25 protein-coding genes are annotated in these 23,179 nt (G+C 67.3%); 12 read left to right on the top strand and 13 right to left on the bottom strand.

The window, feature by feature from the left end; all coding sequences use genetic code 11:
* The 8 genes from VJ655_RS17870 to VJ655_RS17835 all read left to right on the top strand — a co-directional run.
* Positions 1-337: ATP-binding cassette domain-containing protein (locus VJ655_RS17870; RefSeq protein ID WP_324113414.1), on the top strand; the 337-nt coding region annotated here is incomplete at its 5' end.
* 70 nt (positions 338-407) lie between these two features.
* Complete coding sequence (locus VJ655_RS17865) at positions 408-1,718, top strand: HlyD family type I secretion periplasmic adaptor subunit (protein ID WP_324113412.1); 1,311 nt, start codon at positions 408-410, stop codon at positions 1,716-1,718.
* A gap of 140 nt (positions 1,719-1,858) precedes the next feature.
* Positions 1,859-2,836, top strand: coding sequence for a GDP-mannose 4,6-dehydratase (gmd, locus tag VJ655_RS17860; RefSeq protein ID WP_324113410.1), 978 nt, complete (start codon positions 1,859-1,861; stop codon positions 2,834-2,836).
* A complete protein-coding gene (locus VJ655_RS17855; protein WP_324113408.1) occupies positions 2,836-3,483 on the top strand; it encodes an acetyltransferase in 648 nt (215 codons plus the stop codon). Before gmd ends, VJ655_RS17855 begins: the two co-directional genes overlap by 1 nt.
* A gap of 17 nt (positions 3,484-3,500) precedes the next feature.
* The gene (locus VJ655_RS17850; protein ID WP_324113416.1) at positions 3,501-4,607 is read left to right on the top strand and encodes a DegT/DnrJ/EryC1/StrS family aminotransferase; all 1,107 of its coding nucleotides are present in this window, start codon (positions 3,501-3,503) and stop codon (positions 4,605-4,607) included.
* A gap of 3 nt (positions 4,608-4,610) precedes the next feature.
* Positions 4,611-5,648, top strand: a complete 1,038-nt coding sequence (locus VJ655_RS17845) for a glycosyltransferase family 4 protein (RefSeq protein ID WP_324113406.1) — start codon at positions 4,611-4,613, stop codon at positions 5,646-5,648.
* Between the two features lie 10 nt (positions 5,649-5,658).
* Positions 5,659-6,696, top strand: coding sequence for a glycosyltransferase family 4 protein (locus VJ655_RS17840; protein WP_324113405.1), 1,038 nt, complete (start codon positions 5,659-5,661; stop codon positions 6,694-6,696).
* A 56-nt stretch (positions 6,697-6,752) separates the two neighbouring features.
* The gene (locus VJ655_RS17835; protein ID WP_324113403.1) at positions 6,753-8,333 is read left to right on the top strand and encodes a TolC family outer membrane protein; all 1,581 of its coding nucleotides are present in this window, start codon (positions 6,753-6,755) and stop codon (positions 8,331-8,333) included.
* On the opposite strand, the gene VJ655_RS17830 is transcribed toward VJ655_RS17835, so the two are convergent.
* A complete protein-coding gene (locus VJ655_RS17830; RefSeq protein ID WP_324113401.1) occupies positions 8,334-9,623 on the bottom strand; it encodes a glycosyltransferase family 1 protein in 1,290 nt (429 codons plus the stop codon).
* Between the two features lie 160 nt (positions 9,624-9,783).
* On the opposite strand from VJ655_RS17830, the gene VJ655_RS17825 reads away from it, so the two are divergent.
* A complete protein-coding gene (locus VJ655_RS17825) occupies positions 9,784-11,319 on the top strand; it encodes a class I SAM-dependent methyltransferase (protein WP_324113399.1) in 1,536 nt (511 codons plus the stop codon).
* Between the two features lie 551 nt (positions 11,320-11,870).
* Here VJ655_RS17825 and VJ655_RS17820 read toward each other — a convergent pair.
* From VJ655_RS17820 to VJ655_RS17790, 7 genes are all read right to left on the bottom strand, one after another.
* On the bottom strand, positions 11,871-12,623 hold the full coding sequence (locus VJ655_RS17820) for a DUF599 domain-containing protein (RefSeq protein WP_324113397.1): 753 nt from the start codon (positions 12,621-12,623) through the stop codon (positions 11,871-11,873).
* A gap of 56 nt (positions 12,624-12,679) precedes the next feature.
* Entirely contained in the window at positions 12,680-14,119 is a 1,440-nt protein-coding gene (locus VJ655_RS17815; RefSeq protein ID WP_324113396.1) for an MFS transporter, read from the bottom strand.
* A gap of 67 nt (positions 14,120-14,186) precedes the next feature.
* Positions 14,187-14,342 carry a DUF3309 family protein gene (locus VJ655_RS17810; RefSeq protein ID WP_081916837.1) on the bottom strand — a complete coding sequence of 52 codons (156 nt, stop codon included), beginning with the start codon at positions 14,340-14,342 and terminating at the stop codon, positions 14,187-14,189.
* Between the two features lie 96 nt (positions 14,343-14,438).
* Positions 14,439-14,831 carry a DUF983 domain-containing protein gene (locus VJ655_RS17805; protein ID WP_324113395.1) on the bottom strand — a complete coding sequence of 131 codons (393 nt, stop codon included), beginning with the start codon at positions 14,829-14,831 and terminating at the stop codon, positions 14,439-14,441.
* Positions 14,832-15,189: 358 nt separating this feature from the next.
* Positions 15,190-15,327, bottom strand: a complete 138-nt coding sequence (locus tag VJ655_RS17800; RefSeq protein ID WP_324113393.1) for an entericidin A/B family lipoprotein — start codon at positions 15,325-15,327, stop codon at positions 15,190-15,192.
* 88 nt (positions 15,328-15,415) lie between these two features.
* On the bottom strand, positions 15,416-16,000 hold the full coding sequence (locus VJ655_RS17795; protein WP_324113391.1) for a beta/gamma crystallin-related protein: 585 nt from the start codon (positions 15,998-16,000) through the stop codon (positions 15,416-15,418).
* Positions 16,001-16,113: 113 nt separating this feature from the next.
* On the bottom strand, positions 16,114-17,199 hold the full coding sequence (locus tag VJ655_RS17790) for a L,D-transpeptidase (protein ID WP_324113389.1): 1,086 nt from the start codon (positions 17,197-17,199) through the stop codon (positions 16,114-16,116).
* A gap of 76 nt (positions 17,200-17,275) precedes the next feature.
* Here VJ655_RS17790 and VJ655_RS17785 point away from each other — a divergent pair, with 76 nt between their 5' ends.
* Entirely contained in the window at positions 17,276-18,259 is a 984-nt protein-coding gene (locus VJ655_RS17785) for a M15 family metallopeptidase (RefSeq protein ID WP_324113387.1), read from the top strand.
* On the opposite strand, the gene VJ655_RS17780 is transcribed toward VJ655_RS17785, so the two are convergent.
* A complete protein-coding gene (locus VJ655_RS17780) occupies positions 18,189-18,809 on the bottom strand; it encodes a glutathione S-transferase (RefSeq protein WP_324113385.1) in 621 nt (206 codons plus the stop codon). The genes VJ655_RS17785 and VJ655_RS17780 overlap by 71 nt on opposite strands.
* Positions 18,806-18,985: a hypothetical protein gene (locus VJ655_RS17775; RefSeq protein ID WP_324113383.1), complete on the bottom strand. Its 180-nt coding sequence runs from the start codon at positions 18,983-18,985 to the stop codon at positions 18,806-18,808. The genes VJ655_RS17780 and VJ655_RS17775 overlap by 4 nt, the downstream gene beginning before the upstream one ends.
* A 63-nt stretch (positions 18,986-19,048) precedes the next feature.
* On the opposite strand from VJ655_RS17775, the gene VJ655_RS17770 reads away from it, so the two are divergent.
* Both VJ655_RS17770 and VJ655_RS17765 read left to right on the top strand, forming a co-directional pair.
* On the top strand, positions 19,049-19,639 hold the full coding sequence (locus VJ655_RS17770; protein WP_324113381.1) for a hypothetical protein: 591 nt from the start codon (positions 19,049-19,051) through the stop codon (positions 19,637-19,639).
* 49 nt (positions 19,640-19,688) lie between these two features.
* Positions 19,689-20,483 carry a hypothetical protein gene (locus VJ655_RS17765; RefSeq protein WP_324113379.1) on the top strand — a complete coding sequence of 265 codons (795 nt, stop codon included), beginning with the start codon at positions 19,689-19,691 and terminating at the stop codon, positions 20,481-20,483.
* A gap of 137 nt (positions 20,484-20,620) precedes the next feature.
* Here VJ655_RS17765 and VJ655_RS17760 read toward each other — a convergent pair whose 3' ends face one another.
* The 3 genes from VJ655_RS17760 to VJ655_RS17750 all read right to left on the bottom strand — a co-directional run.
* A complete protein-coding gene (locus VJ655_RS17760; protein WP_324113377.1) occupies positions 20,621-21,607 on the bottom strand; it encodes a hypothetical protein in 987 nt (328 codons plus the stop codon).
* A gap of 107 nt (positions 21,608-21,714) precedes the next feature.
* Positions 21,715-22,362, bottom strand: coding sequence for an Eco29kI family restriction endonuclease (locus VJ655_RS17755; protein WP_324113375.1), 648 nt, complete (start codon positions 22,360-22,362; stop codon positions 21,715-21,717).
* The coding region (locus VJ655_RS17750) for a DNA cytosine methyltransferase (protein ID WP_324113373.1) at positions 22,359-23,179 on the bottom strand (821 nt) is incomplete at its 5' end. The genes VJ655_RS17755 and VJ655_RS17750, both read right to left, overlap by 4 nt.

Here is a 23,179-nt window from a genome sequence, read left to right as displayed (position 1 = left end):
CGCCTCGCTGTCCGGCGGCCAGCGCCAGCGCCTAGCCTTGGCGCGGGCGGTGTTCCGCATGCCGGCCCTGCTGGTCCTGGACGAACCGAACGCCAGCCTCGACCAGACGGGCGAGGTCGCCCTGATGGAGGCCATGAACCGCCTGAAGGCGGCCAAGCGCACCGTGGTTTTCGCCACGCACAAGGTGAACCTGCTGGCCCAGGCCGACTACATCATGGTGATCAACCAGGGGGTCATCGCCGATTTCGGCGAGCGCGACGTCATGCTGGCCAAGCTGACCGGGGCCGCCCCGCAGCCCCAGCCGCCGCAGCCCGCGCCGATCCAGGGCGCGCATTGACGCCGCTCTCGTCCGCCTCCGCACTCCGTTCTAACGGCCGCCCCCAGCGCGCCCATCAGGCTGAAGATCAATGAAGCCCCCGAAGATCAAACGTCCGACGGACAACTACAAGGGCGTGGCCCGTATCGGCTACGCCGTGATCGCCTTCACGTTCGTGGGCCTGCTGGGCTGGGCCGCCCTGGCGCCGCTGGACAGCGCCGTGATCGCCAACGGCGTCGTGTCGGCCGAAGGCAACCGCAAGACCATCCAGCACCTGGAAGGCGGCATTCTGCGCAAGATCCTCGTCCGCGAAGGCGAGAAGGTGAAGGCCGGGCAGCTCCTGTTCGAGCTCGACGCCACACAGGCCAACGCCGCGGCGGGCATCACCAAGAACCAGTACGTGGCCCTGAAGGCCATGGAGGCGCGCCTGCTGGCCGAACGCGACCAGCGCGCCACGATCAGCTTCCCGGCCGACCTGCTGGCCCAGCGCGGCGATCCGATGGTCGCGCGCGCGATCGCCGACGAGCAGTCGCAGTTCCTGGAGCGTCGCCAGACGATCCAGGGCCAGGTCGACCTGATGAACGCCCAGCGCGACCAGTACCAGAGCGAGATCGAAGGCATCGATCGTCAGACGCAGGGCCTGAAGGACCAGCTGGGCTACATCCAGGACGAGCTCAACGACCTGCGCAAGATCTACGACAAGGGCCTGGTGCCGCGGCCGCGCCTGCTGGCGCTGGAGCGTGAGCAGGCCTCGCTGTCGGGCTCGATCGGGCGCCTGACCGCCGACCGTTCCAAGGCGTCGCAGGGCGCGGCGGAAACTCAGCTGAAGATCCGCCAGATCAAGCAGCAATTCTTCGAGGAAGTCAGCCAGAGCATCACCGAGACCCGGGTGAAGCTGGCCGAAGTCACCGAGAAGGAAGTCGTGGCCTCCGAGGCCCAGAAGCGGATCAACGTCGTCTCGCCGGTCAGCGGCACGGCCCAGAACCTGCGCTTCTTCACCGAGGGCGCGGTCGTGCGGCCGGCCGAGCCGATGGTCGATATCGCGCCCGACGACGAGGCCTTCGTGATCCAGGCGCACTTCGCTCCGACCGACGTCGACAACATCCACGAGGGCATGGTCACCGAGGTCCGCCTGCCGGCCTTCCACTCGCGCGAGATCCCGATCCTGAACGGCACGATCGAAACGATCTCGCGTGACCGGCTCTCGGATCCGGAGGGCAAGACGACCTACTTCCTCGGCATCGTGCGGGTCGACGTCAAGCAACTGCCCAAGCCGCTTCGCGCCAAGGTCACGGCCGGCATGCCCGCCCAGGTGATCGTGCCGACCGGCGAGCGGACGGTGCTGCAGTATCTGTTCTCGCCGCTGCGCGACACCCTGCGCACGACCATGCGCGAGGAGTAGGGCTAGGAATTCAATAGACTGAATTCCCAAGCTTTTCGGAAAGCGGTCCGGCAAGATGGAAATCTGACCGGCGCCGCTTTCCAACCGCCTCCAATAGTGTAGTCAGACACCTTCGTTGTTACTGGAGTCGGCAAGATCGTATGGCGAAGACGGCTTTGATCACCGGCATAACCGGCCAGGATGGCGCGTATCTCGCCAAGCTGCTGCTTGAGAAGGGCTACGCCGTCCACGGCATGCTGCGCCGCTCGGCCTCGGCCGACGTGATCGGCGACCGCCTGCGCTGGATCGGGGTCTATGACGACATCCGCTTCGAGCTGGGCGACCTGCTGGACGAGGGCGGCCTGTCGCGTCTGATGCGCCGCGTCCAGCCGGACGAGGTCTATAACCTCGCCGCCCAGAGCTTCGTCGGCGCCTCGTGGGACCAGCCGCACCTGACCGGTTCGGTGACCGGTCTCGGCGCGACCAACATGCTGGAGGCGGTGCGCCTGGAGTGCCCGCAAGCTCGCTTCTACCAGGCCTCGTCGTCGGAGATGTACGGCCTGGTGCAGCATCCGATCCAATCGGAAACCACGCCCTTCTACCCGCGCTCGCCGTATGCCGTGGCCAAGCTCTACGCCCATTGGATGACGGTGAACTATCGCGAGAGCTTTGGCCTGCACGCCTCCGCCGGCATCCTGTTCAACCACGAGAGCCCGCTGCGCGGCATCGAGTTCGTGACCCGCAAGGTCACCGACGCGGTGGCGGCCATCAAGCTGGGCCAGCGGAAGACCGTGGAGCTGGGCAACCTCGACGCCAAGCGCGACTGGGGCCACGCGCGGGACTATGTCGAGGCCATGTGGCTGATGCTGCAGCAGGACACGCCCGACGACTTCGTGGTGGCGACCGGCAAGACCTGGACCGTCCGCCAGATGTGCGAGGTCGCCTTCGCCAGCGTCGGCCTGAACTATCAGGACCACGTGACGATCAATCCCAAGTTCCTGCGCCCCGCCGAGGTGGATCTGCTGCTGGGCGATCCGGCCAAGGCCAAGGCCAAGCTGGGCTGGTCGCCCAAGATCACCATGCAGGAGATGATCGCCGAGATGGTCGAGGCCGACATCGTGCGGCGGTCGCGAAACTGATGGCCCCGACCCTCGACATCGGGGGCGTCGTCATCATCGGCGGCGGCGGCCACGCCAAGGTGGTCATCGAGAGCCTTCGGGCCGCGGGGGAGACGGTCGCGGCGATCGTCGACGCCGATCCCACCCCGCGCGAGGTGCTGGGCGTTCCGGTCTTGGGGGACGATCTGATCCTGCCGGAACTGAGAGGGCGGGGCCTGTCTCGCCTGTTCGTGGCGATCGGAGACAACCGGCTGCGCGAAAAACTGGGCGGGAAGAGCCGCGACCTCGGCTTCGCGCTCGTGAACGCGATCCACCCTTCGGCCGTGATCTCGCCGAGCGCCAAGCTTGGCGAGGGCGTGGCGGTGATGGCCGGCGTCGTGATCAATGCGGACAGCCAGATCGGGGATCTCGCCATCATCAATACTGGAGCGGTCGTCGACCACGACTGCCAGCTGGGCGTGGCCTGTCACCTGGGGCCGGCCTCGGCCCTGGCCGGCGGCGTGAGTATCGGCGCGCGGGCCTTTCTCGGCGTCGGCGCGCGGGCGATCCCCGGCGTGACGATCGGCGCCGACGCCATCGTCGGCGCGGGCGGCGTCGTCGCGCGCGACCTGCCGGACGCGGTGCTGGCGATCGGCGTGCCGGCCAAGATCAAAGGAGACCGGTCGTGACCAACCCGGCGAACACCCTGCCCAGGATCTCCGTGGCCGCTCCGCGCCTGGACGGCAATGAACGCGACTATGTCCTGGAGTGCCTCGACTCGACATGGATCTCGTCGGCCGGTCGGTTCATCAACGACTTCGAAAAGGCCTTCGCCGACTACTGCGGCGTCAAGCACGCCATCGCCTGCAACAACGGCACCACGGCGCTGCATCTGGCGCTGGTCGCGATGGGTATTGGACCGGGCGACGAGGTGATCATCCCGAGCCTGACCTATATCGCCTCGGCCAACGCCGTGACCTACTGCGGCGGCACGGTGGTGCTGGTCGACAACGACCCGCGCACCTTCAACATCGACCCGGCCCTTATCGAGGCCAAGATCACCCCCCGGACCAAGGCGATCATGCCGGTGCACCTGTACGGCCAGGTGGCCGACATGGACCCGATCCTCGAACTCGCCAAGAGACATGGCCTGATGGTGATCGAGGACGCCGCCGAGGCCGTCGGCGCGACCTACAAGGGCAAGATGTCCGGTTCGCTGGGCGACTGCGCCACCTTCAGCTTCTTCGGCAACAAGATCATCACCACCGGCGAGGGGGGGATGATCACGACCGACGACGACGCGCTGGCCGAGACCATGCGGCTCTATCGCAGCCAGGGCATGGACCCCAACCGCCGTTACTGGTTCCCGGTCGTCGGCTTCAACTACCGCATGACCAACATCCAGGCCGCCATCGGCCTGGCCCAGCTGGAACGGGTCGACGATCATCTCGCCGCGCGCGAGCAGGTCGTGGCCTGGTACGACGAAAAGCTTTCCCGCCTCGGCAATCGGATCATCAAGCCCTATGTCGCGGCGACGGGCCGCCATGTGTTCTGGATGTACACCGTCCGCCTGGGCGAGGGCCTGGCGACCTCGCGCGACCAGGTGATCAAGGACCTGGACGCTCTGGGGATCGAGAGCCGGCCGGTGTTTCACCCGATGCACGTCATGCCGCCCTACGCCCATCTGGCGACCGGTGACCTCACCCAGGCCGAGGCCTGCGGCGCTGACGGCCTGAACCTGCCGACCCATGCGGGACTCACCGAGGCGGATATCGACCGCGTCGTCGCCGCGCTCGACCAGGTGCTGGTCTAGCCGATGCGGATCGTCCTGCTGTCCTCGATCGTGCCGTTCATCAACGGCGGGGCGCGCTTCATCGTCGAGTGGCTTGAGGAAAAGCTGGTCGAGGCGGGGCATCAGGTCGAGCGGTTCTACCTGCCGTTCTCCGACGATCCGGAAGAGATCCTGCACCAGGTCGCCGCCTGGCGGCTGATCGACCTGACGCAATGGTGCGACCGGGTGATCTGCTTCCGGCCGCCGGCCTATGTGGTGGACCATCCGAACAAGGTGCTGTGGTTCATCCACCACATCCGCACCTTTTACGATCTCTGGGACACGCCCTACCGGGGCATGCCCGATGATCCGCACACGCGCGCGATCCGCGACAACCTGCGAGCCCTCGACACCCGCGCGATCGCCGAGAGCCGGGCGGTGTTCACCAATTCTCAGGTCGTCGCCGACCGCCTGAAGGCGTTCAACGGCCTTGACGCGACGCCGCTCTATCCGCCGATCTACAAGCCCGAGCGGTTCACGCACACGGGCTATGGCGACGAGATCGTCGCCATCTCGCGCCTGGAGCCCCACAAGCGTCAGGCCCTGATGATCGAGGCCATGCAGTACGTGAAGACGCCGGTGAAGCTGCGTCTGGCGGGCACGGCGTCGAGTCCGGAGTACGGCCGCCAGCTGGTCCAGATGACTCGCGACCTCAACCTGACTGATCGCGTGATCCTCGAGGATCGCTGGATCAGCGAGGACGAGAAGGCCGAAATGCTGAAGGCGGCGCTGGCCGTCGCCTATCTGCCCAAGGACGAGGACAGCTACGGCTATCCGTCGCTGGAAGGGGCTCACGCCCGCAAGGCGATCGTCACCACCACGGACTCCGGCGGCGTGCTGGAGCTGGTGGAGCACGGTCGCAACGGCTTGATCAGCGAACCCGATCCCCGGGCCCTGGCCGAGCAATTCGACCGCCTGCACGCCGACCGCCAGGAAGTGGCGGCGATGGGCGAGGCCTCGCTGAACCGTCTGGCCGAGATGAAGATCGACTGGAGCACCGTCGTGGAGCGCCTGACCTCATGAGGAAGCCCGCATGAAGGTTCTGGTCGTCAACAACGCCGCCCCTTTCCAGCGTGGCGGAGCCGAGGAACTGGCCGACCACCTGGTCCGGCGCCTGAACGCCACGCCTGGCGTCCAGTCCGAGCTTGTCCGCGTCCCGTTCTCCTGGGAGCCCGCCGAGCGGCTGATCGAGGAGATGCTGATCTCCAAGGGCCTGCGGCTGCACAATGTCGACCGGGTGATCGGCCTGAAGTTCCCGGCCTACCTGATCCCGCACGAGCACAAGGTGCTGTGGCTGCTGCACCAGTTCCGCCAGGCCTACGACCTCTCCGAGGCGGGGCAGAGCCATCTGGATTTCGACGAGACGGGCAGGGCGGTGAAGGCGGCCATCCGCGCGGCCGACAACGCCTGCTTCGCGCAGTGCCGTAAGATCTACTGCAACTCGCCCGTCACCCAGAACCGGCTGATGAAGTTCAATGGCGTGGCGTCCGAGGTGCTCTATCCGCCGCTCAACGATGGCGAGCTGTTCACCGGCGGCGACCATGGCGACTATGTCTTCGCCGGCGGCCGGGTGGCGGCGGGCAAGCGCCAGCACCTGCTGATCGAGGCCCTGGCGCTGCTGCCGCGCGGTCCGCGCCTGGTCATCGCCGGGCCACCGGAGAACGAGGCCTACGCCCAGCGCCTGCGAGGGCTGGTCGAGGATCTTGGCCTGACGGACCGCGTCGATCTGCGCTTCGGCTTCCATCCGCGCGAGGACATCGCCCGCTGGGCCAATGGCGCCTTGGCCTGCGCTTACCTTCCCTTCGACGAGGACAGTGTCGGCTACGTGACCATGGAAGCCTTCGCGGCCGGCAAGGCGGTGCTGACCGTCACAGACTCCGGGGGATTGCTCGAGATCGTCAGCGAGGACACCGGCGCCGTGGCCGAACCGACGCCCGAGGCGTTAGCCGAGGCGCTGGACCGTTTGACGGCGGACAAGGCGCGGGCGATATCGCTGGGGTCCGCGGCGCGCGAGCTCTGGCAAAACAAGAATGTCACCTGGGAGGCGACCGTGCGTCGTCTTCTTGATTAAGCCACAAATTTTGGCTTGAACCGCCACATTCGGCGGGGGCCGTGAAAGTCTAGGAAATGCGAGTGCTGTCGAAAGTCTTGTCTGTTCGAGCGTCCGTGATCGCCATGGCCGTCGCCATGGCCGTCGTCGGCCGCGCCGAGCTCGCGCACGCCGAAACCCTGGCCGATGCGATCACCGCCGCCTATCAGAGCAACCCGAACATCCAGGCCCAGCGCGCCGCGATGCGGGCGCTGGACGAGAACTACACCCAGGCCCGCGGGGCCTATGGTCTGCAGGCCAGCGCGCAGGTGGGCGAGAACTACGGGTGGCGAAAGCAGAATGGCGCCCAGTCCGGCCAGGAAGGGGCGAGCCAGACCACCCAACTGCAGTTGTCGCAGGCGATCTATTCCAACGGCCGCTATGCCGCCCGCCTAGCTGGCGTGGAAGCGCAAATCAAGGCGGCCCGCGAGAACCTGCGGCGGATCGAGATGGACCTGCTGGTCCGTGTTACGAACGCCTATGTTTCGGTTCGTCGCGACCGGGAGGTGCTGCGCATCAGCCTGGGTGGCGAGGCCTGGCTGCGCAAGCAACTGCAAGATACGGAGGACAAGTACAGCGTCCGCCAAGTCACTCTGACCGATGTGCAGCAGGCGAAGGCTCGCCTCGCCTCGGCGAGCACTCAAGTCGCCAACGCCCAGGCCCAATTGAACGTCAGCGTCGCCTACTACGCCTCGCTGATCGGTCATCTGCCCGAGACGCTTGAGCCCGAGCCGGATATCGATGGCCTGCCTGAAAATCTGGATGAGGCCTTTAACCAGGCCGAGCAATCGAACCCGACCCTTTTGGCCGCCGCCTATACCGAAAAGGCCTCGCGTGAAGGCGTGGCGGAGGCTCGTGCGCAACGTTTGTTTTCCGTCAGCGCCAACGCGTCGTATCGTAATGGATCCTTGGCTCCTTACCTGGCTTACGACCGGGCTCGTGAGGATACGGTCAACGCCGGCATCACCCTGACCCAGCCGCTGTTCTCGGGCGGCCAGCTGAATTCGCAGATCCGCCAGTCGATCGAGGAGAACAACCGCGACAAGCTGCTGATCGACGATGCGCGCCGCAACATGGTGCTGAGCGTCTCGCAGTACTGGGACCAGCTGGTGGCCGCGCGGAAGTCGCTGGTCAGCCAGGAAGCGGAGATGAACGCCGACACCATCGCCTTCTACGGCGTGCGCGAGGAGGAGCGGTTCGCCCTGCGCAGCACGATCGAGGTCCTGAACGCCCAGGCCGAACTCCAGAACGCCCAGCTCGCCTTCGTGCGGGGCCGGACGAGCGAATATGTCGGCCGCGTCCAGTTGCTGGCTCAGGTCGGCACGCTCGAGGTCGGCAATCTGGCGCCTGGCGTGGCGGCCTACGACCCGACCCGCCACTTCAAGAAGGTGCGCTACAAGGGCATGCTGCCGACGGACCTGATCGTCCAGACCTTGGACAAGGTCGCGCTGCCGATGGAGGCCAAGAAGCCGAAGGCCGGGGACACCACGCCGATCCGTCCGCCGTCCACGGAGCTGCCCGCCAAGCCGGTGTCGGCCGACAAGGTCACCCCGCCTCGCTCGATCAATGATATCCCCGCGCTGGACGAATCTCCGGTCACGACAGCCCCCAAGGGCTGATCACTTCAGCGGCAACAGGGCCTGGGCCATGCGCCGCCAGGCCTCCCGGTCGAACGACACGTGGGCGTTGCGCGCCGTCGCGGCGGCCAGCTGGGCGCGCCAGGCGTCGTCGGCGATCATCCGCGCCAGCTTCCGGGCGGCGTCGTCCACGTCGGCGTCGGCCCAGCGCCCATCCTGGTAGATCGCCCCGTCGCCCTCGACCGGGATCAGCGCGTAGTCGACCAGTTGGCTGGACGCCAAGTCCATGAACTCGACGTTCGCCGACCAGCCGGTGGCCAAGGTCGGCTTGCCCAGCCAGATGGCCTCGGCCAGCAGCAGGCCATAGCCCTCGGAGCGATGCAGGGACAGGACGATGTCGCAGCTGGCGGTCAGCACCGCCATGTCCTGCGCCGACAGGCTGTCAGTCATCAGGCGGATGGCCGGATCGGCCGCCACCTGCGCCGCCAGGGCCGCGAGCGCGTCGGGATACAGATCCGAGCCCACGACCTTGCAGAGCAGCAGGGCGGGGCGTGCAGCCAGCGCCTGGGCCTTCTGGAAGGCGCGGAGGGCGGCGTACGGGTTCTTCCGTTGCGCGGTGGAGCGCAGGTCGAAGGCCATCAGCACGACCACCTGGTCGTCCGGCAGGTCGAACCGGCCTCGATCGGCGGCGGGCCTGGGATTGAGATAGAGCGGGTAGGGGAGGGGCGTCACCTTGACCCGGGCCGGCGCGATCTTGCGCAGGGCGTCGGCGGCGAAGGCGGACGGCGTCCAGACCTCGTCGACCAGATCGAAGGCCGGCGCCCAGGCGCTGGGCGCGTCCTCCAGTTCCCAGGCCCAATAGCCGATGTGACGACGACCGCCGATCGGCAGACCTTCGGTCTCGCGCACCCAGCGCAACAGCTCAGGGGGATTGATGTGCGAGATGACCACGCCGCGCTCCTTGGGCGACGGCGGCGGGAAGGTGACGGGCAGGTCGAGCGGAAAGCCCACGAACTCGGACAGGTCGACGGCGCGGACCGGCAGGCCGGCGTCGGCGAAGCCCCGCGCCAGCATTCGCGCGCCCTCGCCCAACCCGTGAACGGCCCCGTGGAAGCCGACGATGGTGACGGGCGGCTTGGGGCGACGGTTCCGTCGCCGCGCCCGGCGTCGGGTCCTGGCCTGGGACGCGCGCTGGGCTCGCGCCTTGGCCGCTTCGTCCAGCCTTTTGGTCCACGCGTCAAAGGCCGCCCGGGGAGCGCCCTTGGCGAGATGCGCGGCGCGCCGGATCGGAACGGGCAAGCGTCGCCAAAGCGTCAGAAGGGGTGTGGTCATCAATGGTGTCGCCGACGGGCGCGTGTCGCCAGGATAAAGAGCTATAGCGACTTCGCGCGCGAGAGCGCCACGCCAAAACAGGGCGCCACTCCGGCTTGTCAGACGCAACCGTTCGTGCGGCTATCCAAGCCGGGGAAACTAATCCACGCAGGAAGAGCTCGTGTCGACTGAATGGACTGCCGGCTACGTCACCGATGTAAACTACACCTTCGGCTATTACGCCGAGTTGAACCCTCTTCGCTGCCGCTTACCGCTGCTGATGGCGGGTCTCCATGCGCCCAAGATCGAGAGCGCCTGCGAACTGGGCTTCGGCCAGGGGCTTTCGATCTCCATCCACGCCGCCGCCCAGCCCAGCGTTGATTGGTACGGAACGGACTTCAATCCATCTCAAGCCGCCTTCGCCTCGGAGATGGTCCGCCTCTCGGGGGCAGAGGCCAAGCTCTACGATGAGGCTTTCGCCGAGTTCTGCCATCGTCGGGACCTGCCAGATTTCGACTTCATCGGCCTGCATGGCATCTGGACCTGGATCTCGGATGAAAACCGCGGAGTTCTCGTAGACTTCATTCGTAGAAAGCTGCGCCCGGGCGGCGTTCTCTATATCTCGTACAATACATTGCCGGGTTGGTCGGCGTCGGCGCCGATCCGCCATTTGATGAAGCGCCACGCTGACGTCATGGGTGCGCCGGGGCAGGGCGTCATTGGGCGGACCGACGCGGCCTTGGACTTCATCGAGCAGTTCATCGCGCTTGAGCCTTTCTATTCAAAGATCAATCCTGGCGCTGTCGAACGTCTCAAGCAGATGAAGGGGCAGGACCGCCGTTACCTGGCGCACGAGTACATGAACCGGGACTGGAGCCCGATGTATTTCGCCGACATGGAGCGTTGGCTGGACGACGCCAAGGTGGGGTTCGCCTGTTCGGCGCACACGATCGACAGTCTGAACGAACTGAATATGACCGCCCAACAGGCGGAGTTCCTGCGCGGCATTCCCGACGTCTCGTTGCGCGAGACCGCCCGAGACTACTGCGTGAACCAGCAATTTCGACGTGACTATTGGATTCGCGGCGCTCGCGCCCTCATGGGCCGGGAGCAGGTGTTGGCTATCCGTGAGGAGCGGATAGTTCTCGCCATGGCCAAGGAAGACCTTCCGACCAAGGCGCGCGGGGCCCTCGGTGAGGCCGGCCTGATCGACGCGGTCTATCAACCCATCTACGACGTGCTGCTGGACTACAAGCCTCACACCATTCTTGAGTTGGAAACCAGCGTCGTGGGCAAGAATGTGAGCTTCGCGCAGCTGACTTCCGCCTTGTCGATCTTGCTGGGCCTGGGCGTCGTACACCAAGTCGCGCCGGGGCAAGATCTGAGCAAGGCCAAGACCCGCGCCCTGGCGCTCAACAAGGCCATTGCTCAGCGATCTCTTTCGGCATCGGACATCGGCACTCTGGCTTCGCCCCTCATTGGCGGCGGCGTCGCCGCCACGCGCTTTCAGCAGATGTTCTGGTTGAGCCGGCAGAATGGCGGCAAGACCGTGGAAGACTGGGCCCAATTCGCTTGGTCGATCTTAAGGGAGCAGGGCCAAGCTCTGATCAAGGATGGGACGACCTTGGAAGGAGACGCCAATCTGGTCGAGCTCAAATGGCAGGCGGAAGAATGGGCCAGGAAGACCTTGCCCGTGTGGACCGCGCTGGGCGTCTGATCTGAAGCTCTTGAGCCTGCGCGTTTAGCGAGAGCGCGGGGCTGATCCGGTTAATCCCGGGTCGGCCTTCGCCCTCACTTTCTATACCGCGTGCAATGATGGCCGGATTTTTGGAGCTTTACCGCCAAGTTAGGTGGTCTGAAGTGAGACTCGTCCGGAAGGCGACGCTGCTTCCGATATATCAATGTCTGAAATTAAGATATTAGGCCGAAGAATTATCGATCCGATCTCTCAGAAAGATCTCAATAGGCGATCTTCTTTGAGTCTCTTGTCTGGTGGGGCCTGCGGTGATCCCGATATTTTGAACGGGGATGCGAGAATCTGGCGCCTGCAACGCAAAATCATAAGTTGCAACGTGAATTCACGGCGAAATGTCGGATTCCCGTAGCTAAATGGTTGCGCCCTGCCCCTGGCTAAGGTATGAAGATAGTGTCTACCCACAAGACTTCCCATTAGCCCCGCCGGTGACTGTGTCGCCGGCGGGGCTTATTGCATTGGGCGTCATCTTGGGGGCTGAACGGCCTAGCCGGGGCGGGCGTTCCGGGGTTCGTTTAGAGCCGGCTCTTGGGCGGCGGCGGCTTCTTCAGCTTGGTCAAGTGAGGGCCGTGCACCACCGGTTGGCGCTCCAGGATCTGGCGCACCTTGTGGACGGCCAGCGAGGCGCGGCTGCGGCGTTGCCGCCAAAGCAGCAGGGTCATGGCTCCGAGCGTCGCCGCCAGGAATGGCATCGGGCCCAGCAGCCAGCACGCCGCGGCCAAGGCGAAATAATAGGCGCGCACCCCGGCGTTGAAAGCCGACAGGGCCGGATTGAGGATCTCGCCGGCCGCCTCGGCGTATTCTTCCAGAACACGTGGCGGCGCCCACATCGGCGCGGCGCCGATCGCGGCCAGGCAGTAGTTCATCTGGCGGATCGACCAGATGAAGTCCAGCAGCCCCCGGGCCAGGGCCACCAGCACCAGGCCCAGCTTGATCTGGAACATCATCGGCGTGGTCTTGGCCAGGACCGCCAAGCCCTCCACGCTCTTCCACGCGCTGTCGCCTCCAAACAGCAGGCCCGCCGCCGCGGCGATCAGGATCAGGTTCGACGAGGCGAAGAAGCTGGCGGAATTGATCGCGTGACCCAGGAGCTGGCCATCCAGAAGCGCGACCTCGCGCACGGCCATCTCCTGCATCCATCGGCGGCGGATCACCGTCATGTCGGTGTTGAGCACGCCGCCGGCCTCGCCCAGACGCCTGAGCATGGGCTCGTACAGCAGCCAGCAGAGCGTGAAGACGACGAGGACGAAGATGTCGAGCAACGGCATGGGGGCAATCTAGACGGGCGTTGAGAGTCGGAAAACGGGGTTCGGCGCGACCGCGCTCAGTCCTCGTGGATGAGGCTGTGGCGGCTGGTGTCCTTGAGGACGATCGAGCAGACGAGGCCCAGGGTCATGACGCCGGCGACATAGACGTAGAAGGCGCTCTCGACGCCCTCGTGCTTGAACGCCAGGGCGACCATCTCGGCCGTGCCGCCGAAGAGGACGTTGGCCAGGGCGTAGGGCAGGGCCACGCCGAGCGCGCGGATGTGGGCGGGGAACATCTCGGCCTTCACCACCGCGCTGATCGAGGTGTAGCAGGACTGGATCGCCACGCCGGCCAGGATCAGGGCGAGAGCGCCAGTGACGGTCGTGGCCTGGGAAATCCCCGTCATGATCGGCCAGATCGACAGGGCGCCGCCGCCGAAGGCCGCGATCAGCATCGGCTTGCGCCCCACCTTGTCCGACAGCCAACCCGCCAGCGGTTGGGCCAGCATGAAGCCGATCAGGCTGATGGCGCTGATCTCGGAGGCCTGGGCCTTGGTGAAGCCCGCCGTATTGACCAGGAACTTCTGCATGTAGGTCGTGTAGACATAGAAGGTCAGCGACCCGCCGGCCGTCAGCCCCATGATCAGCAGGCTCTCGCGCGGATGGCGGCGCACCAGCGGCACGATCAGCGAGACGAAGAACAGCGCCAGGAACACCGCGCCCAGGATCTGACCCGGCCGGGCCAGTGGTCCGGTGGTGACGCCCAGGACGCCGGCTATAACCGTCAACGCCAGGAACCCGCCGGCTATGGTCACCTGACGCCGCGATAGGCTCTCGCGCTCGGCCGTGGCCTTGAACGCGATGCTCTCTTCCAGCCCGCGGCGGATCCAGAACACGACCACGGCCAGAAGGGCGCCGATCACGAAGGGGATGCGCCAGCCCCAGGCCTTCAGGTCGGCCTCGGGCAGGCAACGCTGCAAGATGATCAGCACGCCCAGCGCCAGCAACTGCCCGGCGATCAGGGTCACGTAGTGGAAGCTGGACCAGAAGCCGCGTCGGGTCTTGCCGGCCATCTCGCTCATATAGGTGGCGCTGGCGCCGTACTCGCCGCCGACCGAGAGCCCCTGCAGCACGCGCGCGAGCAGCAGGACCGCGGGCGCCCACAGGCCGATCGCGGCGTAGCCCGGGGTCAAGGCGATGATCAGGGCCCCGGCGCACATCAGGGCCACCGAGACCGACAGGGCCGCCCGCCTTCCGGCGTGATCCGCGTACAGCCCCATCAGCCAGGCGCCGATCGGACGCGCGACGAAGCCCAGGAAAAAGACCGCCGCGGCCTGGAGCAGCTGGACGGTCTGATCGCCCTTCGGAAAGAAGGCCGGCGCGAAATAGAGGGTGAAGGCGGCGTAGGCGAACCAGTCGTACCATTCGACGAGATTGCCGGCGGAGCCGCCGAGAATGGCGCGGGCGCGCGCCATCGGCGACAGGCGCGCTCCGGGCGCGTCGGCGTTCGCCGTCATGTTCGTCTCCCCCTCTATGCGAGGGGGAGATTAGGCGAACGCCGGTTTAGGGCAAGCGGCGGAAGGTCTAGATCCTGCCCAGCAGGACCAGGATGATGATGATCACCAGGATCAAGCCAAGACCGCCGCTGGGAAAATAGCCCCACGAACGGCTGTGGCCCCAGGTGGGCAGAGCGCCGATCAGGGCCAGGATCAGGATGATGATGAGAATGGTGCCGAGCATGGGTTCGCGGTTTCCCTCCGGTCCCGCGTCCGCCACCACGGCGACGCTGGGATCACGTCTTGGGAATACCCAGCCTCGCCAGTCGGTTCCGCTTGGCTAGTTCGGCGTCTCTTCGGCCTTCCGCAGGCGGAAGGCCCAGAGCGCTCCGATAACGCCGCCCTTGACGCGCGGCAGAAGGAGGAGGGTCAGGCAGGCCAGCGGGGCCAGGGTCATCGGCGCGACCAGCAGGGGCGGCGCTTCCCAGATCCAGTGGAAGAACAGAAGCGGCGCCACGAACAGGTGTCCGACCAGCAGAATGGTGAAATAGGCCGGGCCGTCGTCGGCGGGATAGCTGCCCAGCTCGTGCCCGCAGGCCTCGCACTCGGGGTCCACCTTCAGGTAGCGCGTATACAGGTGACCGTCACCGCAGTTCGGACAACGGTGCGAAAGGCCCCGCTTGAGACCGGTCAGCAGGGGAGAGGCGGCGGAGGGTTCGGACATGGCGTCCATATGCGCTTCCTGGTTCGACAAGAAAAGAGCGACCTGCCGTCGCACGGTGACAATTTGCCACTAGATATATAACAGTATTATCCGATTGCCGGCCTGTGTAGGTGTCAAAAATGTGGCGCTTTTGAACTACATTTCACCAGTCATGATGGGCGTGGTTAACGGTTCCAATATTAAATCCGAAAATTTCCGCGCTTTAGTAATTGAATTCCGTGCTTGAAACCGGTGGTGGTGCGCCAGTGTCCACCTGCGATTTCGATTTCATTTATCGAATGAGGCCAAGTTCGTCCGAACCCCGCGCCGGCCCGAATGATCCGGCCCGAATGACCGGGCGCGAGGACTGAGCGAGGACGGGCGCGGCTCAGTTCTTCGCGTCGCTCGCGGTGTGGCTGACGGCGCGGCCAGCGGCCGAGATGTCGCGTCCCGCGCCCTCGATGGTGTTGCAGGCCGAGACCAGCAGGGCGGCCGCGGCGGCGGCCAGAACGACGATCTTGCGCATGGGTAAGCTCCACCTTGCTTCGAGGCGCCGGGACCTTAGCCGCCCGCCGCGCCCGCGTTCAAGTGGCGGGCGCGACGATGGCTGATGATTAGCGGACGCGACGGATCGAGCTGATCCGGTCGTTCCATTCGCGGGGCAGAACGCCCTGGTCGCGATCGATCACCGTGCAGCGACCGCGATAGTAGGCGTCCTCGCAGACCTCCCAGGCGCCGCGCAGGATCTTGATGGAGGAGGCCCTGTCGTTGAAGCCGGCTTGGTCGAGGTCGGGCATGTCGCCGCGCACCTCGTAGACCCGGCCATCATAGCCGGCGTGCTCGAACAGCACCGCGTCCGAGCGCCAGCCGCCGCCGGGCGGGCGGCCACCAGGCCCAGGCCCAGGCCCAGGCCCGACGAAGCCCGCGCACTGCAGGCGACCGTCCTGGTTCTCGAGACCTTGGCCGCCACAGTCGCGCGCGCGGGCGCTGCTCCATTCCCAGCCGCCGCGGCTATTCTGGCAACGCGCCCACACACGCCCGTCGAAGGCGGTGATCTCGCGGCAGGAGCGCGTATAGGAGCCGCGCGGCGGATCCTCGTAACGGCCGTCCCAGCCGGGGGCCTGGGCCGAGGCGGCGCCGGCCCAGCCTGCGAGCAGGGCGGCGGCGGAAAGGGCCGTCAGGCCGAGCGTCTTGGACATCGTTGTTCCCCGTGTGAGCGGCTTGTCTGCCACCCACTAGGCGGCCGGCTGACTGAACGCAGCCTGAACGGCGAAGCTTGGCGCGATTCAGTCCTCCGGACGCCGGGCGAGCGCTAGCTGGCGCGTGCTTCCGCGCCCATGAAGACCACCTTGGCCCCCTTCTTCACCGCCGAACCCAGCTCGGCCGCGTCCCAGTTGGTCAGGCGCACGCACCCGTGCGAGGCGCGCTTGTTGACCAGTCTCGGATCGGGCGTGCCGTGGATGCCGTACGTGTCCTTGGTCAGGTCGATCCAGGTCGAGCCGACGGGATTGTTGGGACCGGCCTTGATGGTCAGCTTGTCCTTGGGCTTGCCGAAGGTCAGGCGCGAGGGGTCATAGGTGTAGGTCGGGCGCGGCGCCAGGGTGCGGACGGCCCATTCACCGGAAGGGGCGGGACGTTCGGTGCTGCCCACCGTGGCCGGATAGACCGCCAGCTCGACGCCCGCCTCGTCGAAGGCGCGGACCTGGCCCAGGCCCTTGTCGATTTCGATCCGGTCGACCTTGCGGTCCAGCGTGTCGGCGCCGGTGGCGGTCACCACGATCGCCGCGCCCGCCGCGCCGAAGTCGACGCCCGGGTTCAGCGCCCGCAGCAGGTCTTCGTCCATGTGGAAGCGCTCGGCCAGCATCTCGACGACGTCGTGGTAGTTCATGGCCGGCTGCTGGGCCATGGCCTCATAGTCGTCCTTGGGGATTGGCGGCGAGAACGGGCCGGCGACGTCGGCCGGCGTGATCGTGTAGTCGACCAGCACGGGGCCGCCGTCGGAACTCGCCAGCGCCTCGAGCAGCCTTTGGCTCACCACGCCGTCGACCGGCATTTCGCGCGCCGCCTGGAACGCTCGGATCGCCAGCGTCAGGTTGCCGCCGTCACGCCCGTCGATGACGCCAGGCGAGAAATGCGCGCGATCCAGCAGGGTCTGGATCCGGATCAGCACGTCGCGCCGCGCTTGCGGATCGGCGGTGGTGGGAATGATCGCGGCGTTGATCGCCTGGGCGATCGGCGAGGACGCGGCCGTGGCGGACGGCGCGGGAACCCCAGGCGGCGCCTGGACGGGTGATTTCTGGACGGTCTTGGCGGGGGTCGGTTTGGCCGGGGAAGCATCGTCGCAGGCGCTCAGGGCGAGGACGGCGACAAGGGCGAAACGAGAAACCAGACCGGTCATGCGGACTCCGAACGGGAACGACTTCACCGTCTCAAGGCTTGAGCCATGGCGAAGTTCCACTGTCGTGAGGCCGGATTTGAAGCCGCTGCTTTGGGGATTGGGCGGCCTGGCGGTCGTCGTCGGCGCCTTCTGGCTATGGGTGATCTGGCCCTCTGGAGACACCGCGCGGCCCGAGGCGTCCCTCCCCAGCGCCGAGGGCGCCGCCGCGCCCGCGGGAGCGGCGGCGGCCAACGCCGCATCGCTGTCGACCCTGGCCTGGTCGCCGTTCGGCAAGCCCGAGACCGGTTGGGAGATCTATGCGCCACGCATCGCCGCCGAGATCGGCACGAGCTGCGAGCCAGGCTCGGACGGCTTCGCCGCTGCCTTGGCTCGCTGGCAGGGCGAGCACGGCATGGCGCGGACCGGGTTGATGGACGGGGCGGTGTTCGCGGTCATGCTGCCGCGCTGGCATCTGGCGCGACCCTTCGTCCGCGCGAACCGTGACGGGATCTGTCCCGGGGCGCCGCCGGAAAGCGGCCTCGCCGTGGCCCGTCCCGACGAGAGCTATGGCGGCAAGACGATCCAGCTGCGGCCCGCCGCGCTGGACGCCTATCGCCGGATGAAGGACGCCGCGCGCGCCGCCGGCGTTCTGCATCGGGCCGAGGCCTTGAAGATCTACTCTGGTTTCCGCGCGCCGGACGCGGACGCCCAGCGCTGCGCGCGCGAGAGCAACTGCCAGGGGCTGATCCGCACGATCTGTTCGGCCCACCGCACCGGCCTGGCCGTGGACCTCTTCATCGACGCCGCCCCCGGCTTCGGGCCCGACTCGTCGGCCGACGCCAATCGCCTGGCGATGGCGCGCTCGCCGCTCTATCGCTGGATGGTGGGCAACGCCGGGCGCTTCGGCTTCGTCAACTATGTCTACGAGCCCTGGCACTGGGAATGGACCGGCGAGCCACTATTGCCGGGACCGCCGATCGCCAGCCTGTCCCAGGCCGGCGCGGAGCCGCTCACGGAACCCGCGGAAGGCTCCACGCCGCGAACGCCGGCCGCTGCTTCAGGCGATCGTAATAGGCGGTGAGCGCGGGCCATTCGACGCGCGTGATGGGGCTGTGCAGCCAGCGATGCGTGGCCAGGCCCAACACGATGTCCGCCAAGGTGAAGGTCTCGCCCGCCACATAGGCTCCGGTGTCCACCAGCCGCGCGTCCAGGAGGCCCATCGCGGTGTTCCACGCCTCGATGCTGGCGGCGATCTGGGCCGGGTCCTCGAAGCCGGGAAACTTGCGCACCAGTCCCGCGAAGGCGTAGCGCCAGGCGGTGTTCAGCTCGGTGGCCTGCCAGTCCATCCATTGCTCGACGATGGCCCGCGCCCGCCTGTCCCGTGGCAGCAGCGGCGTGTCGGTGGCGAGATAGCGGCAGATCGTGTTGCTCTCCCAGAGCGCCCCCCGATCGTCCACCAGCACCGGCACGAGCGCATTGGGATTCAGCGCCAGGAACGCCGGATCCCGCGTCGAGGAAAAGCCCGCGCCCCAGTCCTCGCGCTCGTAGGCCAGGTCCAGCTCGTCCAAGGTCCACAGGACCTTGCGGACGTTGATGGACGAGGTCCGGCCGAGAACCTTGGGGATCGTCACCGCGTCATCCAGGGCTTGGACTTGCCGGTCGGGGCCGCGGCGCTGGCGCGTTCCACCTTGCCACTGGAGGCCTTGGGCCCGTGGCCATGGCGACCTTGAGCGGCCTTCTTCAGGCGCAAGGCGCGCTGCATCGGCGTTTCGCCGTCGGGGACGTTGGCTTCGGTCTTGTCTGTCATGAGGGCGATGTAGGCCTCGATTGGCGCCTTGAGAAGGCCGCGCTTCCCGGTCAGTCTGGAAAGATGTCGTCCCGCCGCCTGGTTCCCATCGTCGCGATCTGCGCCGTTCTTGGAGCGGGCGGCGTCCACGCGCAGGTCCAACGGCCGCCCGCCGAGGCTCCCAACGCCGTCTCACCGGTGCTGATCCTGCCCCCGACCTCGCCGCCCAGGCTGGTCGCGACCTATCCGGCCCAGGACCAGGCGGTGGCGCCCGGCGTGCTGATCCTGAAGGCCACCTTCGACCAGCAGATGTCCCCCGCGGCCTGGAACTACGCCCCCGCCGCCGGCGCCGAGCCGATGGACTGCGTCAGGACACCCCGTCTGCTCGCCGACCAGAAGACCTTCGTCCTGCTGTGCCGGGTGCTGGCCGACCGGACCTATGGCGTGACCTTCAACGCCCAGCGCCCCGGCGGCTTCGCCAATCTCGGCGACAACCCGGCCCAGACCGCCAGCCTCACCTTCAAGGTCGAGAGCGGGACGCCGATCACCACGGTGCGGCGGGCCATGGAGGCGGCTGGCCTGCAATCCGACCAGATGCCGGTGCAGGACGCGCCCATGGCCACGGCCGGCGTGAACGCCGCCGCCGCCTCGGCCGCCGCCGCCGGAGGACGCTGACCCGCTCAAGCTTGTGGCGCCCGCGCCCGCCCTGGCGCAGGATCGTCCGATGACGGGGGATTCGGCGGAACGCGAGGCGATCGGGCGCGACTGGGCGGGCGCGGAGCTCGCCGTCGTCGTGGGCGACTACCTGGCCCAGCTGGAGAAGCTCCTGGCCGGCAAGCCGGTCGACCGCGCCACCCACGACCGCACCGTCCGCTTCGTCACCGGCAAGTCCGGCATGCCCGTCATGGCCAAGCAGGGGGAGATCGCCGCCGTCCTGTCGCTGATCGGCCTGCCCGTGCTCAAGGACCCGCCGCCGCGCTGGTCCTACGACGCCCCGCTGCTGCAGGCGGTCGAGGACGCCCTGCTGGCCAAGCCCGCCCTGCTGACCGCCGCCGTTCGTCCCAACGCCCTGTTCGCGGCCCCGCCGGCCATCGCGCTGATCGAGGCCGCCCCGCCCCAGCCCCTGCCGATGGACGCGCGCCTGGCTCGGCTGATCCACCGCTTCGACATGGCCACGCGCGAGGCCGAGGACCGCTTCCTGCGCGGCCTGGGCGTGGCCAGCATCGTCGCCCACGAGGTCCGCCGCCTGACCGACCACGGCCGCCCGGACCTCGCCGGCCAGGTGCGCGTGGCGACCGCCGCCGATCCCGAGGGCTGCGACGCGATCAGTTTCGGCCAGGACGCGACGCCGCGCCTGCTGGTGGTCAAGACCACCCTGGCCGGCGAGGTCGCGCCCTTCGGCCTCAGCCAGGCCCAGCTGGACCTGGCCCGCGCCCGCCCTGACGCCTTCCGGCTCCGCCGCGTCTACGACCTCCTGGGCGAGGCGCGCTTCTATCGGCTCAAGCCGCCGTTCGAGTGAGCGCCGGGTCCCCAGCCGCGCCCCCGAGCGCGTTAGGGCCAGGTGTACGCGGCTAACCCGCCCGGACGCGCTCTAAATGTTTGATTCTAGAGCCTGTTTATCTGGTTTAGATGGTTCCGTCTAAACCAGACAGGCTCTCAGCGCCGCCGCCCATAAAGCACCGCCCCGGGCCGCGGCTCGGCCGGCGGCAGGGGCGTGGCCTCCTTGGCCAGATCCTTGCGCGAGGGGTAGGGCGGACGCGGCGGCGGCCAGGTCCGGCATGGCAGCTTGCGGGCCGGACGCGGCTCGCCGTCCGTGAAGTCCATGAACAGCTGATCGTACTCGGCCAGCAGAAAGTCGGTCAGTTCCTCGGCCGCCTCCAGCGCCTCCGGATCGTCCTCGCCGAGATAGTCGCGCCGGAAGCGCATGACCCGCCGCTTGAACAGGCCCGGCACGGCCTCGGGCTTCTCCAGCATGAACAGGGCGATCAGGAAGATCGAGCGGAACATGTAGGCGGTCTCGTGCTCGACATGGGCCCGCGTCGGCCGCCAGTCGACGAAGCCGGTCAGCATCAGCCGCGCCCGCTCGGAATCGTGGTCGTCGCCGAACGCCTCCCGCCCCGTCTCGCCGGACGCGCTCAGCTTCGAGAGCTTGTCGACCAGGGTGGTCAGCCGCAGCGCCTCCTGGTCGCGCCCCTCGCGGATCGCCGCCGCCAGCCGCGCCAGGGTCGCGGCCTTCAGGTCCGACGGATCGGTCGAGAGCGGCGGGGGAGCGGGCGGCGCCATGCCCGAGGCGGCGGCGAAGGCCGGATCAAAGGCCGCCAGGGCTTCGGCGTCGGCGTCCTCGTCGCCGGTCAGCCAAAGCTCGCCGGGCAGGGCCCCCACGCCGCGCAAGGCCGCCCGCCGCGCGGCCTCCGCCTCGGCCTCGACCGCCGCGGCGTGCTCGCGCGCGACCTCGTCGCCGTGCGCCTTCTTGGTCCAGCCGTTCTTGCAGGCGTGGCGGTAGATGCTGGTCGGCGAGACCTTCCACTTGGCCCCCAGCTCGGCGGCGGTCGCGCCGTTCCTGTACTCTTCGGCCACCTGGGCCCACGAGGCCTCCGAGAGGCGGAACCAGGTGGGGCGAGCCTTGGGATGCGATCTGCTCATGGCCGTAGAATACGGCCGCTCCGGACACCGGGGACGCGGCGGGGCGTGGGCGGGGGCGGAGTGAGGGAATTCAGGGGGGTAGGTGGGGGAAGAGGTGGGGGTAAAAACTATTCCGCCTCGTCCTCGCCATCAGTGTTTTCGATGTCTAACGGGACCGTACGTCCACTTAGAAAAGCGACGACTCGGGACGCTATCTCTTCGACCGGGGTTTTGTTGGGACCGAGCATACGCGAGTGAGCGCGCCCTGGGTGGAGGGTATCCCAAAGGGACATCGCTTGATCCTGGCGTCCCCGGCCCGGAGCCTGGTTGCCGAAGCCAGCGGTGACAACATTCCACACGGGCCGAAACTGCTGGATGAGCATGTTCTCGCCGAGCGAGATCCAAACATCTTCAATAATAAGAGAACGCGCGTAGAAGTGCTCGATATCCAGGTTCGAGGCCTGTCTAATGGACTCCGCGTGGATGTTCAGCCGCCGGCCGAGTTGGCGCCCAAGCTCGGCATCTCTAGTTAGCCCCCCGATCCGTCCACCCTTGGGAATGGCCTTTCCGACGTAAATCGGGATTTGATCTTCGGAGCGCATGCTGGCTGCCAGCGCGGAGTAAGCTGGAAAGTCGCCGCCATAATAGATCGCGTAAACGCCCGCTCCTTGCTCGTTGGCGAGAGAGCCAAGAGGCCGAAGTGGCTGCTCCAGAATGGCGTTTTGAATACTGCGCGCCAGATTGATCGTGGCGAGTGGATTATAGGCTACGCTCATGCCGCGTAGCGTAGCTTCCGCGCGACGTCCTTGCCAATCACCTCGGCGAGGCGAACGGGAACGGCGTTCCCGAGTTGGCGCATCACCTCGCCCCAGGCGCCGTGGAAGATGAAGCTGTCGGGGAAGGTCTGGAGGCGCGCGCTCTCGCGGACGGAGAAGTAGCGGACCGAGCCATCGGGTCGCGCCAACATGTTCTCACCGCCGGGCACGCCGTGGACGCCGGCTTTCAAGGTCTTGGCGGGCTCGTCCAGCGGGCTGCCCGTGTGGCCGGGATAGGACCGGGCGCCCGGCTGGAATCGATGGTAGGCGATCGCCGCCGCGGCCTTTGGCTCGAACTCCGGATCGGGCAGGTCCGCGATCGCGTCGCGCACCGTGCGCCAGGGGAGCTCGGCGGGCTTTTCCTTCAGCGCCAGGGCGCGAGCGGGCGCGTCCGAGGCCTCCGGCCGGGCCTTGCGAGCCACCTTGTGCGCGTCCCAATAATCGCCCGAGCGATATTGCGCCCACAGCAGGGCGTCGGCCGAGTGGGTGGCGGTCGGGAACGACCATTCCAGGTCGAGGTCGTCGCGGAATCCGACGAAGATCACCCGCTCACGCTTTTGCGGCACGCCATGGTCGGCGGCGTTCAGCACGCGCGCCACGACGCGGTAGGCCAGGCCGTCGCGCGCGCCGCGCAGGTGGTGCTCCTCCAACCGCGACAGGTGCTCGGACCAGTCCTCGTCCGGACGCGCCACGACCTCGGGATGCTCCAGCTGCAGCCGGATATATTCGAAGTAGTTGCGGAAGGTGGCGCGGGTCAGGCCCTTGACGTTCTCGAACA

This window comes from Caulobacter sp. (assembly GCF_035254145.1).
GTDB lineage: Bacteria > Pseudomonadota > Alphaproteobacteria > Caulobacterales > Caulobacteraceae > Caulobacter.
The sequence above is the reverse complement of the archived record's forward strand: the minus strand, read 5'-3'. Positions and strand labels throughout refer to the sequence as shown.

Excerpts from the sequence above, each read along its gene's own strand:
- VJ655_RS17865 (WP_324113412.1), top strand. The coding sequence starts at position 408 with ATGAAGCCCCCGAAGATCAAACGTCCGACGGACAACTACAAGGGCGTG.
- VJ655_RS17760 (WP_324113377.1), bottom strand. The coding sequence starts at position 21,607 with ATGAGCAGATCGCATCCCAAGGCTCGCCCCACCTGGTTCCGCCTCTCG.
- VJ655_RS17815 (WP_324113396.1), bottom strand. The coding sequence starts at position 14,119 with ATGACGGCGAACGCCGACGCGCCCGGAGCGCGCCTGTCGCCGATGGCG.
- VJ655_RS17820 (WP_324113397.1), bottom strand. The coding sequence starts at position 12,623 with ATGCCGTTGCTCGACATCTTCGTCCTCGTCGTCTTCACGCTCTGCTGG.
- VJ655_RS17755 (WP_324113375.1), bottom strand. The coding sequence starts at position 22,362 with ATGAGCGTAGCCTATAATCCACTCGCCACGATCAATCTGGCGCGCAGT.
- gmd (WP_324113410.1), top strand. The coding sequence starts at position 1,859 with ATGGCGAAGACGGCTTTGATCACCGGCATAACCGGCCAGGATGGCGCG.
- VJ655_RS17805 (WP_324113395.1), bottom strand. The coding sequence starts at position 14,831 with ATGGACGCCATGTCCGAACCCTCCGCCGCCTCTCCCCTGCTGACCGGT.
- VJ655_RS17840 (WP_324113405.1), top strand. The coding sequence starts at position 5,659 with ATGAAGGTTCTGGTCGTCAACAACGCCGCCCCTTTCCAGCGTGGCGGA.
- VJ655_RS17775 (WP_324113383.1), bottom strand. The coding sequence starts at position 18,985 with ATGACAGACAAGACCGAAGCCAACGTCCCCGACGGCGAAACGCCGATG.
- VJ655_RS17810 (WP_081916837.1), bottom strand. The coding sequence starts at position 14,342 with ATGCTCGGCACCATTCTCATCATCATCCTGATCCTGGCCCTGATCGGC.
- VJ655_RS17765 (WP_324113379.1), top strand. The coding sequence starts at position 19,689 with ATGACGGGGGATTCGGCGGAACGCGAGGCGATCGGGCGCGACTGGGCG.
- VJ655_RS17835 (WP_324113403.1), top strand. The coding sequence starts at position 6,753 with ATGCGAGTGCTGTCGAAAGTCTTGTCTGTTCGAGCGTCCGTGATCGCC.
- VJ655_RS17770 (WP_324113381.1), top strand. The coding sequence starts at position 19,049 with ATGTCGTCCCGCCGCCTGGTTCCCATCGTCGCGATCTGCGCCGTTCTT.
- VJ655_RS17830 (WP_324113401.1), bottom strand. The coding sequence starts at position 9,623 with ATGACCACACCCCTTCTGACGCTTTGGCGACGCTTGCCCGTTCCGATC.
- VJ655_RS17795 (WP_324113391.1), bottom strand. The coding sequence starts at position 16,000 with ATGTCCAAGACGCTCGGCCTGACGGCCCTTTCCGCCGCCGCCCTGCTC.
- VJ655_RS17800 (WP_324113393.1), bottom strand. The coding sequence starts at position 15,327 with ATGCGCAAGATCGTCGTTCTGGCCGCCGCCGCGGCCGCCCTGCTGGTC.
- VJ655_RS17845 (WP_324113406.1), top strand. The coding sequence starts at position 4,611 with ATGCGGATCGTCCTGCTGTCCTCGATCGTGCCGTTCATCAACGGCGGG.
- VJ655_RS17790 (WP_324113389.1), bottom strand. The coding sequence starts at position 17,199 with ATGACCGGTCTGGTTTCTCGTTTCGCCCTTGTCGCCGTCCTCGCCCTG.
- VJ655_RS17855 (WP_324113408.1), top strand. The coding sequence starts at position 2,836 with ATGGCCCCGACCCTCGACATCGGGGGCGTCGTCATCATCGGCGGCGGC.